Source organism: Nocardia sp. NPDC003345 (genome assembly GCF_053589395.1).
Genome location: NZ_JBSFRU010000126.1, coordinates 1 through 16,202 on the forward strand (window position 1 = coordinate 1; position 16,202 = coordinate 16,202).

Consider the following 16,202-nt stretch of genomic DNA (forward strand, 5'->3'; position numbering starts at 1 on the left):
TCGATCGGCGTCGACGGCGCCCGGTAACCCCGAACCTGGAACACCGGCTCCGGCAACGCTTTACGGTCGAGCTTGCCACTGGCATTGAGCGGGAACTCGTCGAGCACCACGAATGCCGACGGCACCATGTACACGGGCAACCGCCGACCCAGATGGGCGCGCAGATCCTCGGTATCGAGCTCCGTTTCACGGACCGGGGCGACATAGCCGACCAGCCGGTCACCCATGGCGGGATCCGAGGAGACCACGACCACGGCACGGGCCACTGCCGCGTGCTCGGTAAGGGCCGCTTCGATCTCACCCAGCTCGATACGCTGGCCGCGCACCTTCACCTGGAAGTCCGACCGGCCCACGTACACCAGCCGGCCATCGGCGCTCCAGCGCGCGACATCGCCGGTGCGATACATACGCTCACCGGCACCGAACGGATCCGCGACGAACCGGTCCGCACTCAGATCCGGACGGCCGGCATACCCGCGCGCCACCTGCGCACCGGTCAGATACAGCTCACCGGCCACCCCGGCGGGTACCGGCCGCAACCGCGAATCCAGCACATACGCCCGCGCGTTCCACACCGGAGCGCCGATCGGAACCGCACCCGAAACATCCCGGCCGACCGCGGCATGCGTGGCATGCACCGCGAACTCGGTGGGACCGTACAGGTTGTACAGCGCCACATCGGTCACCCGCCGCGCCGCCGCCACGACATCACCGGTGAAGGCCTCACCCGCCACGAACAGCATGCGCAACGACGACAGCACACCCGGATCGGAGGCGACGCTCTCGACGAAGACCGACAGCATCGACGGTACGAACGATGTAGCCGTCACGCCCTGTTCGGCGATCACCGACGCCAGGTACTGCGGATCACGATGACCGTCCGGTTCGGCGATCACCATGCGGCCGCCGACACTCAACGGCGCGAACAGTTCCCACACCGACACATCGAAGGTCGCGGGCGTCTTGAACAACACGATATCGTCGCGCGAGATCTCGTATTCGCCGACGATCCAGCGAATCTGGTTGGAAATCGCCGCATGCGACACCACCACGCCCTTGGGCCGGCCCGTGGACCCCGACGTGAAGATCACATACGCGGCGTTGTCCGACCGCAGCGGCGACACCCGATCGGCATCGGTGACCGCCGACCCGTCGTAGCCGGATACCTCGAGTTCCTCCAGCACCAGGGCATCCGCGGCCACGTCCGGGCCGACGGCCGCCCTGTCGGCGGCGGTCGTCAGCACACAGACCGGTCGCGCGGTTTCCAGAATGTGCCGGATCCGCTCACCCGGATGTGCCGGATCGAGCGGGACATAGGCGGCACCGGCGGCGACAACGGCGTAGGTACCGACCACGAAATCCAGCGATCGCGATACCAGCAGGCCGACCAGCGACTCGGGGCCCGCGCCCTGCGCGATCAGATACCGCGCCAGCCGGTTGACCCGCCGATCCAGTTCGGCGTACGTCACCTCCACACCGTCGGAGACCAACGCGACCCGGTCCGGGAACTCGGTGACGGCCCGGGCGAAACCCTCCAGCAGCGAGGTCTGCGGCACCGTGCGCTCGGTCGCGTTCCAATCCGCGAGCACCCGTGCCCGCTCGTACGGCGCCAGGATCTCGTGGTCCCCGACCGGCACCGACGGATCCGCGGCCACCGCCCGCAGCAACCGCACGAACCGGTCGGCGAACGAGGCCGCCGTCTCGGGATCGAACAGGTCGCGGGCGTAGGTCAGCTCGACCTGCATCCCGGAATCGGGGCTCTGTCCCATGCCCCGGAAGGTGAAGGACAGGTCGAACTTCTCCAGGCCGGTTTCGAAGTCGACCGGAGCGACCCACAGACCCGGCAGTTCGAAATGCCGTTCCGGAAGGTTCTCGAACGACAACGCCACCTGGAACAGCGGGTGCCGGGCCTGCGACCGGACCGGGTTCAGCACCTCGACCAGCCGCTCGAACGGGACATCGGCGTGCCCGAAGGCCTGCAGGTCCACATTGCGGATGACGGCCAGCAGTTCGGCGAAACTCATACCGCCCTGGACCGGTGTCCGCAGCACGAGCGTGTTGACGAACATGCCGACCAGGTTCTCCAGCGCGGCTTCGCCGCGACCGGCGACGTGTGTGCCGACGGCGATATCGGTTTCACCGGTCAGCCGGGCCAGCAGGGCGGCCAGCACACTGTGCACCACCATGAACGGTGAGGCATTGTGCCGGTGACCGAGTTCCACGAGGCGCCGCCGCGTCTCCGGGTCGATCTCGAAGGAATGGCTGCCACCCGCGTAGGTCGAGACCGCGGGCCGCGGCCGGTCCGCGGGCAGGGCCAGTTCATCGGGCAGACCGGCGAGTTCGCGCTGCCAGTACCGGATCTGGCCGGAGACCAGCGATTCCGGATCGTCTTCCGAACCCAGGACCTCGCGCTGCCACAGCGCGTAATCCGCGTACTGCACCGGAAGGTCGGCCCAGGCCGGTGACTCCCAGCTCACGCGCGCCGCATAGGCGACCATCACATCCCGCGCCAGCGGTCCCATCGACCAGCCGTCGGCAGAGATGTGGTGCACAACCATGCCGAGCACGTATTCGGTATCGCTGATCTCGAAGAGGCGGGCATGCAACGGCACCTCGTCGGTGACGTCGAAAGCCATCGTCGCCAGATCGATCAGATGCTCGATGAGCTTGTCCTCGCGGATCCGGAACGGAGTCAGATCCGGAACCACCTGGGCGGCGTCGAGAATCACCTGGACGGGCGCGCTCCCGGTCTCCGGGAAAACGGTGCGCAGCGATTCGTGCCGGTCGATCACGTCGATGATCGCGACCTGCAGCGCGGCCACATCGAGTTCACCGGACATCCGGATCGCGACCGGAATGTTGTTGACCGCGGACTGGGTGTCGTAGCGGTTGAGGAACCACATCCGCTGCTGCGCCAGCGACAGCGGGATATCGCCCTCGCGGCTACGTGCCACCAGCGCCTGGCGTCCGCCTTCACCGACATGGGTTTCCACCCGCGCCGCGAGCGCGATCACCGTCGACGCTTCGAACAGTGTGCGTACCGGTACCCGGGTGTTCAACGCGGCACCGAGCCGTGCCGTGACCTGGGTCGCGATCAGCGAGTTACCGCCCAGCGCGAAGAAATCGTCCTCGGCGCCGACCCGATCGAGACCCAGGACCTCGGCGAACACCCCCGCCACGATCTCTTCGATCGGGGTCGAGGGGGCCCGGAACTCCCGTGTCTCGAAGGCCGGTTCCGGCAGCGCCTTACGATCCAGCTTCCCGTTCACCGTCAGCGGCAACGCGTCCAGTTCGACGAAGGCCGCCGGGACCATATACGACGGCAGCCGCTGCCCCAGCTCCGCGCGGATACCGTTGAGGTCCAGGGCGTCGAGCCCCGCCGGCACGACGTAGCCGACCAGCCGGTTCCCGGTGCCGGGCCCGGGTCGCGCCAGCACCGCGGCCTGCGCCACCTCCGGCAGCGCCGACAGGGCCGATTCGATCTCGCCCAGTTCGATCCGGAAGCCACGCACCTTGACCTGGAAGTCGGTGCGGCCCCGGTATTCGAGTTCACCCGCGGCGTTCCACGCCACCAGGTCACCCGTGCGATACATCCGCTCACCCGGCACGAACGGATCGGCGACGAAACGCTCCGCGCTCAGGTCCGGCCGCGCGAAATAGCCCTGCGCCAGCTGCGTGCCCGCCAGATACAGCTCGGCCGCGACACCGTCGGGCACCGGACGCAACCGGGCGTCCAGCACATACACCCGTGAATTCCACTGCGGCACACCGATGGGCACCGACAGTTCGTCGGCCGAGGTGACCTCATGGGTCGTCACCGACACCGCGGCCTCGGTGGGGCCGTACAGGTTGAACAGTGCGGGCCGGGGCCGGGCGGACAGGATCCGCTGCGCGGTCGCGGGCGGCAGCGCCTCACCGATCGCCAGCACCCGGCGCAACGCTTCCGGCAGCGCCGCATTCGCGTTCAGCAGGGCGTCCAGCATCGACGGCACCGCCGTCAACGTGGTGACCTGCTCGTCGTCCATGATCTCGCTCAGGTACACCGGATCCTGGTGGCCCTGCGGCTCGGCGATGACGATCCGGCCACCGCACACCACACCGGCCCAGAACTCCCATACCGACAGATCGAAGGTCGCCGCGGTCTTCAACAGGACCGCGTCGTCGGCGTCCAACCCGAATTCGGTTGTCACATACTGCAACTGATTCGCGATCGCGGCATGGGAGACCGCCACGCCCTTGGGACGGCCGGTCGATCCGGATGTGAAGATCACATACGCCGTATTCGAGGCGCGCAACGGCGCCACCCGGTCCGCGTCCGAGATCGGTGCCGGGTCGACCTCATCGAGATCGAGGGCGTCGATGCGGATCCGCGGGATATCGTCGCCCGCGGTGAAACCGGCATCGGCGGTCAGGATGCACAGCGGTGCCGCGGTGCGCACGATGTAATCACTGCGTTCGGCCGGTTGATCCGGATCAACCGGCACAAACACGCCGCCCGCGGCCGCCACCGCGTACATCGCGACCACCAGGTCCACCGACCGTCGCATCGCCAGGGCGACCCGATGCTCCGGGCCCACGCCTCGATCGATCAGATACCGGGCCAAGCGGTTGACCCGGGCGCCCAGTTCCGCGTACGACAGCCGGGTGCCGTCGGCGGCCACCAGTGCCACCGCGTCCGGCGCGGCGGCCACCGAGGCCGCCAGCATCGACGCCAGGGTCGCGGTCGAATCCGTTTCCCGGTTCGTCGCGTTCCGTGTTTCCAGCGCCGCTTTCTCGGCCGGGGCCAGCAGTTCCAGATCCCCGACGGACGTGGCCGGATCGGCCACCACGGCGCTCAGCAGACGCAGCAACCGATCCACGAAAACCTGCACGGTCGCGCGATCGAACAGCGCCGAGGCATAGGTCATATGGCCGGAGATACCGCTGGGCACCCCGGCGGCCGTGTAGTTGTCGCCGATGATCAGGTGCAGATCGAACTGCGAGACCTCGGTGTCGATATCGACCGTCGACACCGACATTCCCGGCAGCTCCAGCGCCGCCGCCGCCAGGTTCTGGAAGGAGAACCCGACCTGGAACAGCGGATGCCGCGCCGTCGAGCGAACCGGATTCAGTACCTCCACCAGACGCTCGAACGGAACATCGGCGTGCGCGAAGGCCGCGATATCGATATCCCGCTGCCGCGCCACGAGTTCCGCGAACGATTCCGCGCGATCCAGCTGCGTCCGGAACACCAGGGTGTTCACGAACATACCGATCAGATCGTCGAGTGCTTCCTCGCCGCGACCGGCGATCGGCGTACCGACCGCGATGTCGTCACTTCCGGACAACCGGGCCAGCAACACCGCCAGCGCGGAATGCACGACCATGAACAGGGTCGCGTTCTGCTGCTGGGCCAGCCGCTGCAGACCGGCATGGGTCTCGGCGTCGATCTCGACATCGACCCGGCCACCGGCGAACGACTGCACCGCCGGACGCGGCCGGTCCGCCGGCAGATCGAGCTGCTCGGCCACATCCGCCAGTGCCGATTTCCAGTAGTCGATCTGGCGCGCGGCCAGCGACTCCGGATCGGCCTCGTCGCCCAGCAGCTCACGCTGCCACAGCGAATAATCCGCGTACTGAACCGGTAGCGGTTTCCACCCCGGCTGCTCCCCGGCGAGCCGGGCGATGTAGGCGGTCATCAGATCCCGCATCAGCGGGCCCGCCGAAAAGCCGTCGGCGGCGATGTGATGCACGACGATCGCGAGCACATGCTCGACCGATGCCGGGTCCGGGCCGTCCACCCGCAGCAGTTCCACGCGCAACGGCACCTCGGCCGTGACGTCGAAACCCACCAGCGCCAGTTCCGAGATCACCGACGCGAGTTCCGAGGCGGCCACGGGCCGTACGGTGAGATCCGGCACGGCCTCGGCGGTGGGCAGCACCACCTGCACCGGCCCCAGTTCGGCCGCCGGGTACACGGTTCGCAGCACTTCGTGCCGCGCCACCACATCGGCCACGGCGGCACGCATGGCCGCGGTATCGAGTTCACCGGTCAACCGGATCGCCAGCGGGAGGTTGTACGCGGCCGAATCCTCGTCGAAGCGGTTGAGGATCCACATCCGCTGCTGCGCCGAGGACAGCGGCACCTGTTCGAGCCGCGGCCGGGGCGCCAGCACCGGCAGGGATTCGCGGTCCGCGCCACCGGCGGTGGAACCGATACGGCTCGCGAGACCGGCCACGGTGGGGCTCTCGAACAGCGTCCGGACCCCGACGCGGACGCCGAACGCCGAGCTGATCCGTGCGACGACCTGCGTCGCGACCAGCGAGTTACCGCCGAGATCGAAGAAGTTGTCGTCGGCGCCGACCACCTTCTGGCTCAGCACGTCGGCGAAGATCGCGGCGACGAGTTGCTCGGCCTGGGTGCGGGGGGCCCGGAACCCCGCCGCGTCCCCGCTGAACACCGGTTCCGGAAGCGCCTTGCGATCCAGCTTGCCGCTGGTGTTGAGCGGCAACGCGTCCAGCACCACGATCGCGGCCGGGACCATATAGGACGGCAGTTTCTCCCCGAGGAACCGGGTGAGCTCGACCGGTTCCACGCTGTGGCCGGGCGCGGGCACGACATAGGCGGCCAGGTGCTGGCCGGTGACGGTATCGACGACCAGGACCACTGCCTGGCCCACCGCCGGGTGGGCGAGCAGATCGGTTTCGATCTCGCCGAGTTCGATGCGCTGGCCCCGGAACTTCACCTGGAAGTCGGTGCGGCCGATGTAGTCGAGCACCCCGTCGGCGCGCCAGCGCACGAGGTCGCCGGTGCGGTACATCCGCTCTCCGGGGGCCCCGAACGGGTTGGCGACGAAGCGGTCGGCGCTCAGATCCGGCCGGCCCAGGTAACCCCGGGCCAGCTGCCGGCCCGAAAGATACAGCTCACCCGGTGCTCCGACGGCCGACGGCCGCAGCCGGCCGTCCAGGACGTAGAGACCGGCGTTCCACACCGGGACACCGATCGGCACCGAGCCGGTATCGGCGGTGGTGGCCTCCCAGTAGGTAACCGTTACCGCGGCTTCGGTGGGACCGTACTGATTGTGCAGGCCGGCACTGGAGATCGCCTTCATCGCGGCGACCGTTTCCGGTGCCAGCGCCTCGCCCGCCACGAAGACCGAACGCAACGACGCGATGGACTCGGCGTCGGTATAGGCCGCGAAGACCGAGAGCATGGAGGGGACGAAGTCGGTGACGGTCACCCGGTGGCGGGCGATGGTCTCCGCGACGTAGACGGGGTCACGATGCCCGTCCGGAGTCGCGACGATCAGGGTGCCCCCCGACAGCAGCGGCAGGTAGTAGCCCCACAACGAAACGTCGAAGGTGGTGGCGGTCTTCTGCAGGTAGACGTCGTTCTCGGTGAAGGCGTAGGTCTCCAGCATCCACAGTTGCTGGTTGACGATGGCGTGATGACTCACCGTCACGCCCTTGGGGCGGCCGGTCGAACCCGAGGTGTAGATGACGTAGGCGGTGTTGTCGGGGCGCAGCGGCGCGAGCCGTTCGGCGTCGGTGACCGGCGCGTCGGAGAACCCGGTGGTGTCCAGGGCGTCGACCGCTATCGCCCGTACGGATTCGGGCAGCTCGATCTCGTCCGTGGTGACCGTCAGCACACAGACCGGTGCCGCGCTCTCCAGGATGTAGGCGGTGCGCTCGGCGGGATGATCCGGGTCGATCGGGACGTAGGCGCCACCGGTCCGCAGCACGGCGTGCATCGCCACGACCAGTTCGACCGACCGGCGCATACCCAGGGCCACCAGGGATTCGGGGCCCACACCGTCCGCGATCAGGTACCGGGCCAGCCGGTTGACCCGTGCGCCGAACTCGGCATAGGACAGACCTGTCCCCTCGTAATGCACCGCGAGATTGTCCGGGGTGCGCACGATCTGGGCGTCCAGCAGCGCGGGCAGCGTGGTCGCCGGGACATCGTGCGCGGCGTCGTTCCAGGTCTCGACGGTCGCGGTGCGTTCCGCGGCGGTGGTGATCGTCAGCTGCCACACCGGTGCGGCGGCGTCGGCGGCCAGGAACCGGTCGAAGAACTCGAGGAAGCGGGTGTGGTGCCGGACGGCCTCGTCGTCGGAATAGAGGTTGGGGTTGGTCTCGAAGTCGATATGGCTGCGGGTGCCGCCGATCGACTGATAGAAGTTGACGCCCAGATCGGTCACACTGCCGGTGGACAGCACATGGACGCTGCCGACGCTGTCGCCGAGGCGTAGTTCGTCCTGGAACAGCATGATGTTGACCCAGGGGCCGAAGAACTCCGTGTTCACCGCCGCGCCCTCGGCCGCGTCCCGGCGGATGTCCTCGTGCCGGTAACGCTGATGCCGCAGCGCCCCGGAAACCTCGAGCCGAACCTGATGGCGCAGGTCGGCGACCGTGGTTTCGGCACCGACATGCAGCCGCAGGGGCACGATATTGGACGAGACGCCGCCCGAGCGGCGCATGACAGCGGTGGTACGCGCGGTGACCGGCAGACTGAGGATGACGTCCTCGATGCCGTTCCATTGCGCGAGGTACACCGCGAACGCGGCGATCAGTTCCTGCGCCGGGGAGGATTCGTACTGCCGTACCGCATCGTCGAGCAGGGCGTTCTGCGCATCGGTGAGCGGCCCCTGCACAACCCCGTTGCGGGCGGCCGGGGCGGCCGAGCGCCCGGTCAGGGTGGTGCCCTCCTCGAGACCCGCGACCCGCTCGGCCCAGTGCTGTTTATCGGTGTGGAAGCGTGCGCTGTCGCGGTAGGCGATCTCCTGCTGATACAGGTCACGCAGGTCCGCGGCCTTGCTCGGTGGCGCCTCCGACCGGAGCGCGTAGGCCGTGTACAGCTCGGCGACCCGGTTCATATTGTTCATCGCGCCGTAGCCGTCGAGCGCGACGTGATGGGCCCGCGAGTACCAGTACCAGTGGTCCTCGCCCAGGTGCAGGGCCGCCGAGACGACGAGGCGGGACTCGGTCAGGTCCAGCGGCGTGCCGTATTCGGCGCGCATCCATTCCTGTGCGGCCGCCACCGGATCGTCGGCGTCGCGCAGGTCGACATAGGAGACACGGTCGTATTCGGCGATGGCGTGGTCGACGAACTGCAGGGGTTCGCCGTCCCGTTCGACGATGCGCAGGAAGCCCGAGCCGAGTTCATGGGAGGCATCGATGCTCGCGGCGGTCAGGGTATCGACATCGAGCGCACCGTGCAGTTCCACGTACTGCGCGATATTGACCGGTACCTGCGGGTCGACGTGCTGCGCGTACCAGATGCCCAGCTGCGCGGGCGACAGGGGGAACAGGTTCCTATCGTCGGCGCCCGTGCCGCGCTCCGTACCGTTCCCGCCGTTGTCCAGCCGGTCCAACCGTCAACCTCGCTTCCGGAACGCGCAGGCGCGCTCCCCCGACGACACCCGAATGCGGCACACACGCCAATACCATGGCGTCCGCGATTCCGGGTCCAGTGCTCATATCGTTTCAGGAAAAAATGTCCATCGGACTTATCCGTTCGGCGGGCCGGAGGCGTTACATCGGGTACCGGTGACACGACGCCGTGCCGCACGGGTATCCGAACTCCTGACCACCGATCCAATCTACCGTCGCCACGCGCGGTCACCAACCGGCCTCCGTGTGGGCCCGGAGCCCCCCGGCACCTGCCCGGCGACGCCGCCGCGCGGGGTCCTCAGCGCCGGACGAATCGCCGGATCCGGTAGCGCAACCCGGACGACGAGGCGAGCCAGCGATGGGAATCGGTGGACTGCCATTCGGGGCCGAGCTCCGGGGCGTGGGTATCGCCGGCGACCGCGGTATCGACCTCGGTGATCAACAGTTCCGTCGCGTGCGGCAGGGCGGACCGGTAGATCTCGCCACCGCCGATCACCCAGGTCGGCTCGGGGGCGGACAGTTCCAGCGCCGCGGCGACCGATCCCGAGGTCTCGGCGCCCTCGGCCGACCAGCCGGGCTGCCGGGTCACCACGATATTGCGGCGGCCGGGCAGGGGCCGCACCCGTTCCGGCAGCGAATCCCAGGTCCGGCGGCCCATGACCACCGGATGACCGCTGGTGGTCTCCTTGAAACGGGCCATGTCCTCGGGGACGCGCCACGGGATGGTGTTGTCCACCCCGATCACCCCGTCGGGGGTCTGGGCCCAGATCAGGCCGATCACCCGGGCGGGTTCGGATACCGGTAGCGGCGCCGCGGTCATACCGCCACCGGCGCCTTGATCGCCGGGTGATGGCGGTAGTCGTGCACCCGGACATCCTCGTAGCGGTAGCCGAACAGCGAATCCGCCGGTCCCAGCTCCAGCTCCGGGAAGGGGTACGGGTCACGGCTCAGCTGTTCGCCGACCTGGGTCAGGTGGTTGTCGTATATATGGCAGTCACCACCGGTCCAGATGAACTCGCCCGGTTCCAGCCCGCTCTGCCGGGCGACCATCACGGTGAGCAGGGCATAGCTCGCGATATTGAACGGCACACCCAAGAACAGGTCGGCGCTGCGCTGATACAGCTGGCACGACAGCCGCCCCTGCGCGACATAGAACTGGAACAGCGCGTGACAGGGCGCCAGCGCCATCCGGTCCAGTTCGGCGACGTTCCAGGCCGAGACGAGCATCCGCCGGGAGTCGGGATCGGTGCGCAGGGTGCGCAGCACCTCGGTGATCTGGTCGATATGGCGGCCGTCCGGAGTGGGCCAGGACCGCCACTGCACGCCGTACACCGGACCCAGCTCGCCGTCGGCGTCGGCCCATTCGTCCCAGATACTGACGCCGTGCTCCTGTAACCACCGCACATTGGACTCGCCGCGCAGGAACCACAGCAGTTCGTACACGATCGACTTGAGATGCACCTTCTTGGTGGTGATCAACGGGAATCCGGCCGCCAGGTCGTAGCGCAACTGGTGACCGAACACACTGCGGGTGCCGGTCCCGGTGCGGTCGCTCTTCGGCGCGCCCGTCTCCAGCACCTTCCGGAGCAGGTCCTCGTATTGGGTGTCCGGGACGCGACGCGGGTCCAGAACATGACTGTTCGCTGCGCTGACCACGGGCCGAGCTTACTTCCGCGCGGCCGCGCCGGCCCAGCCGACCCGCACCCATGGGCGCTGTCGCGGCCCTGCCAAGCTGGCAACATGCGCGAGCTGTATGTGATCGGTATCGGCGCCGGCGACCCCGACCAGGTGACCATGCAGGCCGTGAAGGCCCTCCGCCGGGTGGACGTGTTCTTCGTCATCGGCAAAGGCGAGGAGAAACAGCAGCTCGTGGCGGTACGCGCCGCGATCCTCGCGGAACACCAAGACCGCCCCTACCGCATCGTGGAGATCCCCGATCCGCCGCGGGACCGCGCACCCGACGACTACCGGGGCGCGGTCGAGGATTGGCACGAACGGCGCTCCCTGCTGCTGGAGGAGGCGTTCGCCACGACCGAGGGCGTGGGCGCCATTCTGGTGTGGGGTGATCCCGCTCTCTACGACAGCACGCTGCGGATGGTGGAGCGGGTCCTGGCCCGTGGCGCGCGGAATTTCGAGTACACCGTGATCCCGGGTGTCACCAGCGTGCACGCCCTCGCCGCCCGCCATCGCACTGTTCTGCACCGGATCGGTGAAACGGTGCACATCACCACCGGACGGCGGCTGCGCGCGGAGGGACTCGCGCCGGGATCCACTGTCGTGATGCTCGACGCCGACTGCTCGTTCACCACCGTGCCCGCCGATACGCTCATCTGGTGGGGCGCCTACCTGGGGATGCCCGCCGAGGCCCTGATCGCGGGCACGGTCGGCGAGGTGGGGCCCGAGATCGCACGCAGGCGGGCGCTGCTGCGGGAGCACCACGGCTGGATCATGGACATCTACCTGCTGCGGGGCCCGGAATGAGCGGTGCGTCGCCGCGTGAGTCGTAGCATGGGCGGCATGACCGAACAGGACATACTCGGGCGGATCAAGGAACTGGTCGACCACGAGCACGACCTGCGGTCGCGGGCCTCGCGCGGGGACCTCGATCCCGACGTGGAGCGGCGGCGGCTGGCCGAACTGGAGGTCATGCTGGACCAGTGCTGGGATCTGCTGCGGCAGCGCCGCGCCCGGATCGACGGCGGCGGATCCCCGGACGACGCCCAGCCCAGATCTCCGGGCCAGGTCGAGGGATATCTCCAGTAGGCGACCCACATGTCCGACCAGGTAACCGGCACCACGGAATACGACGTCATCGTGCTGGGCGGTGGGCCGGCGGGCGAGAACGCCGCCGATTACGCCATCGCCGGTAGCGACCGCACCGCGGTCATCGTGGAACCCGAGCGCGTCGGGGGTGAATGCTCCTTCTGGGCATGCGTACCGAGTAAGGCGCTGCTGCGTCCCGCGCACGTCCTGGGCGCGGCGCACGGGCTACCCGGTATCGAGGCCCGCGGCCCCGATCTCGCCGCCGTCCTGCGCCGCCGCGACGAGTTCGTGCACCTGCGTGACGGCGACCACGACGATTCGAGCCAGGTCGACTGGGCCACCGCACAGGGTATCGAGGTGATCCGAGGCGTCGGCCGGCTCGACGGCGAGCGCCGGGTCACCGTCGGCGAGCGGGTGCTGCGCGCCCGGCAGGCGGTGGTCCTGGCCACCGGCACCCGGGCCGCGATTCCCGAGGTACCCGGACTGCGCGAGGCCCTGCCGTGGACCTCCCGGGATGCCACCAATATGCACGAACTGCCGAAACGGGTGGTGGTGATCGGCGGCGGCGTGGTCGCGTGCGAGGCCGCCACCTGGCTGTCGGCGCTGGGAGCCGAGGTCACCCTGCTGGTGCGCGGCGACCGGCTGCTGGCGAATACGGAACCTTTCGCCGGGCAGCGGGTGGCGCAGGCGCTGGCCGCCCGCGGGGTCCGGATCCTGTTCGGCACCGCACCGCGCCGGGTGCAGCGCCCCGCGGCCGCCGCTCACGGCGAGGGCCGGGTACACGGCGGCCCGGTCACCGTGCACGCGGCGGGACCGGACGGGGAATCGACGCTGCTCGCCGACGAACTCGTGGTGGCGGCCGGCCGCACCCCGAACACCGCGGATATCGGACTCGAAACCGTCGGCCTCGCTGCGGGTTACCTCGAGGTGGACGATCAGCTCACGGTCACCGGGGTAACCGGGCGCTGGCTCTACGCCGTGGGTGATATCAACCACCGCGCGGCGCTCACGCATATGGGCAAATACCAGGGCCGGGTGTGCGGCGACGTGATCGCCGCCCGCGCGCGGGGGCGTTCGCTCAGCGCGCCGCGGTACCGGGCCGGTGCCGACCACTACGCGGTGCCCCAGGTGGTGTTCACCGACCCCGAAGTGGCCGCGGTCGGGCTCACCGAGGCGGCGGCCCGCGCGCAGGGTTACGACGTGCGGACGGTCGCGCTCGATATCGCCGTCGCCGGCTCCGCGCTGACCCGTGACGATTACAGCGGCCACGCGGCGCTGGTGATCGACAACGCCACCGATACGATCGTCGGCGCGACCTTCGTGGGCCCCGAGGCCGGTGAGCAACTGCACGCCGCGACGATCGCGGTCGCCGGCAAGGTTCCGCTGGACGCACTGTGGCACGCGGTGCCCGCGTTCCCGACCGTGAGCGAATTCTGGTTACGACTGTTGGAGACCGATCGGTCGTCGTTACCATCGGCAGATGAGCGTTACCGAACAGATCACGACCACTGACGGGGTCGTCCGGGGCCGTCGCGGGCGCCGGGTGATGTATTGGCGGTCGCTCCCCTATGCCGCCCCGCCCGTCGGCGACCTGCGGTTTCGAGCCCCGCAGCCGGTGCAGCCGTGGACGGACGTGCGCGACGCCACCTATTTCCGGGCGGCGGGGATCCAGTCCAGCTTCGGGGTCCGGCTGGGCCCCCGGAAACTGCAGGAGATGAGCGAGGATTCGCTGACACTGAATGTCGTGGCGCCCGTCACGCCGACGGTGCGGCCGCGGCCGGTACTGGTGTTCATCCACGGCGGTGGATATCTGTTCGGCACCTCCGCGCTGCGGCTGTACTCGGGCGTACAGCTGGCGGCCGACGGCGATGTGATCGTGGTATCGATCAACTATCGGCTCGGCGCGTTCGGGTATGCCGATTTCACCGAATTCTCCACCCCCGAGAGCCCTTACGAATCCAATCTGGGCCTGCGTGACCAGATCGCCGCCCTGCGCTGGGTACAGGCCAATATCGCCGGATTCGGTGGCGACCCGGACAATGTCACCATCTTCGGTGAATCGGCCGGAGCGCACGCGGTGCTGAGCCTGCTGGCCACACCGTCGGCCGAAGGATTGTTCCACCGCGGGATCGCGCAGAGCGCGCCCGCCGATTGGGGGCTCACCGTCGCGGAGGCGCGGGAGTTCGCGCGCCGCGTCCTGGACGAGCTGGGTGTCGCACCGGAGAACGCGAACCGCGCTCTGCGCGAGGCCGATCCGCACGATATCCGGCACGCGTTCAACCGCGCCTCGAACGCGGCGATGTCGCAGTTCCCGGGGTTCTTCCCGGCCGCCCCGGTCGCCGACGGCGATCTCCTCCCCTACACCCCCATCGACGCCTTCACCGGTGGGCACTCCCACCGGGTCCCGCTGATCATCGGCACCTGCCGTAACGAGGGCGCGCTGTTCAACAAGTTCACCGATACGCTGCCCACCCGTCCGGAGCGCCTCAAACGCGCGCTGGCCGCCGCCGGGCCCGAATACTATCCGCGGGTCTTCTCCACCTATCCCGGTTTCCCGGCACCGGAGGCGGCCATCCGCGCGGGCGGCGACTACTTCTTCTGGCGGCCGTCGCTGGCGGTGATGGAATCCCACAGCCGCCATGCCCCGACCTATGCCTACCGCTACGATTTCGCGCCCCGGCTGTTCCAGCTCTACAAGCTGGGCGCGACCCATGCCACCGACCTGCTGCCGACCTTCGGCGCGGTGTACGAACCGTGGAGCCGCGCGCTCACCGCGGGCGGCAGCCGTCGCGGCCTGCTCGCGGTGACGCGCCAATTCCAGGACAACTGGCTGAATTTCGCCCGTACCGGCGCACCGCTGCCGGTCTGGCCGAAATACACCGAGGACACCCGCGCCACCCTGATCATCGACTCGCCCGGCCGGGTGGAACACGACCCGGACAGCGCACAGCGCAAACTCTGGGCAGGAGTGCGCGCGCCGTTGCTGGTACCGGTGGGCGGCGGCGTATCCGGCCCCTCGGACACCGCGGGCGATACCGAGGGCGACGGCACCCTGCTCGGCGGTATCGCCGCCGAGCATCGCACCACGGCCTCCGTGGCCGATACGGCGGCTTCGGCCACGGAGGCTCTGGCCGACGAACCCGATGACACAGCCGCCGAGGACACCGGAGGGAATCCGGCCACCGAGACCGACCGGCCGGCGCGCGGCGACTGAGGCGGCCCCGGGCCATGCCCGGGCCGTGCCGGATATCGCGGCCCGGGGACGCCGGTCACCCGCCGGGACTCGGCCCGCTACTTCAGCAGCCGCGACATCCGGCGGTCCGCGAGGACCTTGCCACCCGTCTGGCAGGTGGGGCAGTACTGGAAGGAACGGTCCGTGAAGGCGACCTCGCGGACGGTATCCCCGCACACCGGGCAGGGTAGGCCGGTACGGCCGTGCACCCGCATCCCCGACCGTTTCTCGCCTTTGAGCCGGGCCGCGTCCTGACCCACCGATCGGGCGACGGCGTCCAGTTCGACCGTGCGCATCGACTCGTACAGTTGCGACACCTTCGCCGCCGGCAACGACTTCGCGGTGGCGAACGGGGAGATCTTTGCGGTGTGCAGGATCTCATCGGAGTAGGCGTTCCCGATCCCGGCCAGTTTGGTCTGATCGACCAGCACGTTCTTGATCCGGCCGGGCGTTTCGGCGAGCATGGCGGCGAATTCCGCCTCGGTGATCGTCAGCGCGTCCGGTCCCAGGCGCGCGATACCCGGCACCTCGGCCGGATCGCGCACGATGTAGACGGCCAGTCGCTTCTTGGTCCCGGCCTCGGTGAGATCGAACGCCGGTGTGGACCCCTCCGAGGTGAAGAAATGCACCCGCAACGCCAACGGGCCGCGGCCCGGTTTGGGCGGGCCGGCCGCGGGGTTGTCGATCCAGCGCAACCACCCCGCCCGCGACAGATGCGTGATCAGCCAGAGATCCCCGCAGGCCATCCCCAGGAACTTCCCCCAACGTCGCGCGGCGGTGACATCGCGGCCGGACAGCGCCGTGACCGGCGGATCGAATGTCTTGATGGCGCTCA

The 16,202-nt window shown here is 69.0% G+C and carries 8 protein-coding genes; 4 read left to right on the top strand and 4 right to left on the bottom strand.

Annotation, left to right across the window (positions count from 1 at the left end; genetic code table 11):
- The 3 genes from ACWDU1_RS15950 to ACWDU1_RS15960 form a co-directional block, all read right to left on the bottom strand.
- Positions 1 to 9,353 (bottom strand): amino acid adenylation domain-containing protein (locus ACWDU1_RS15950; RefSeq protein ID WP_449999163.1); only part of this gene is annotated, 9,353 nt, incomplete at its 3' end.
- Positions 9,354 to 9,670: 317 nt separating this feature from the next.
- Complete coding sequence (locus ACWDU1_RS15955; RefSeq protein WP_449999164.1) at positions 9,671 to 10,192, bottom strand: dihydrofolate reductase; 522 nt, start codon at positions 10,190 to 10,192, stop codon at positions 9,671 to 9,673.
- Entirely contained in the window at positions 10,189 to 11,028 is an 840-nt protein-coding gene (locus ACWDU1_RS15960) for a thymidylate synthase (protein WP_449999166.1), read from the bottom strand. Before ACWDU1_RS15960 ends, ACWDU1_RS15955 begins: the two co-directional genes overlap by 4 nt.
- An 84-nt stretch (positions 11,029 to 11,112) precedes the next feature.
- Between ACWDU1_RS15960 and cobF the strand changes: the two genes are divergently transcribed.
- From cobF to ACWDU1_RS15980, 4 genes are read left to right on the top strand one after another with little or no spacing between them, the layout of a single operon-like run.
- On the top strand, positions 11,113 to 11,853 hold the full coding sequence (cobF, locus tag ACWDU1_RS15965; protein WP_449999167.1) for a precorrin-6A synthase (deacetylating): 741 nt from the start codon (positions 11,113 to 11,115) through the stop codon (positions 11,851 to 11,853).
- A 36-nt stretch (positions 11,854 to 11,889) separates the two neighbouring features.
- Positions 11,890 to 12,135, top strand: a complete 246-nt coding sequence (locus ACWDU1_RS15970) for a DUF2630 family protein (protein ID WP_449999169.1) — start codon at positions 11,890 to 11,892, stop codon at positions 12,133 to 12,135.
- Positions 12,136 to 12,144: 9 nt separating this feature from the next.
- Positions 12,145 to 13,647 carry a dihydrolipoyl dehydrogenase family protein gene (locus ACWDU1_RS15975; RefSeq protein ID WP_449999171.1) on the top strand — a complete coding sequence of 501 codons (1,503 nt, stop codon included), beginning with the start codon at positions 12,145 to 12,147 and terminating at the stop codon, positions 13,645 to 13,647.
- Entirely contained in the window at positions 13,616 to 15,349 is a 1,734-nt protein-coding gene (locus ACWDU1_RS15980) for a carboxylesterase/lipase family protein (RefSeq protein WP_449999173.1), read from the top strand. Before ACWDU1_RS15975 ends, ACWDU1_RS15980 begins: the two co-directional genes overlap by 32 nt.
- Positions 15,350 to 15,426: 77 nt before the next feature.
- Here ACWDU1_RS15980 and ACWDU1_RS15985 read toward each other — a convergent pair.
- The coding region (locus ACWDU1_RS15985; protein ID WP_449999174.1) for a DNA-formamidopyrimidine glycosylase family protein at positions 15,427 to 16,202 on the bottom strand (776 nt) is incomplete at its 5' end.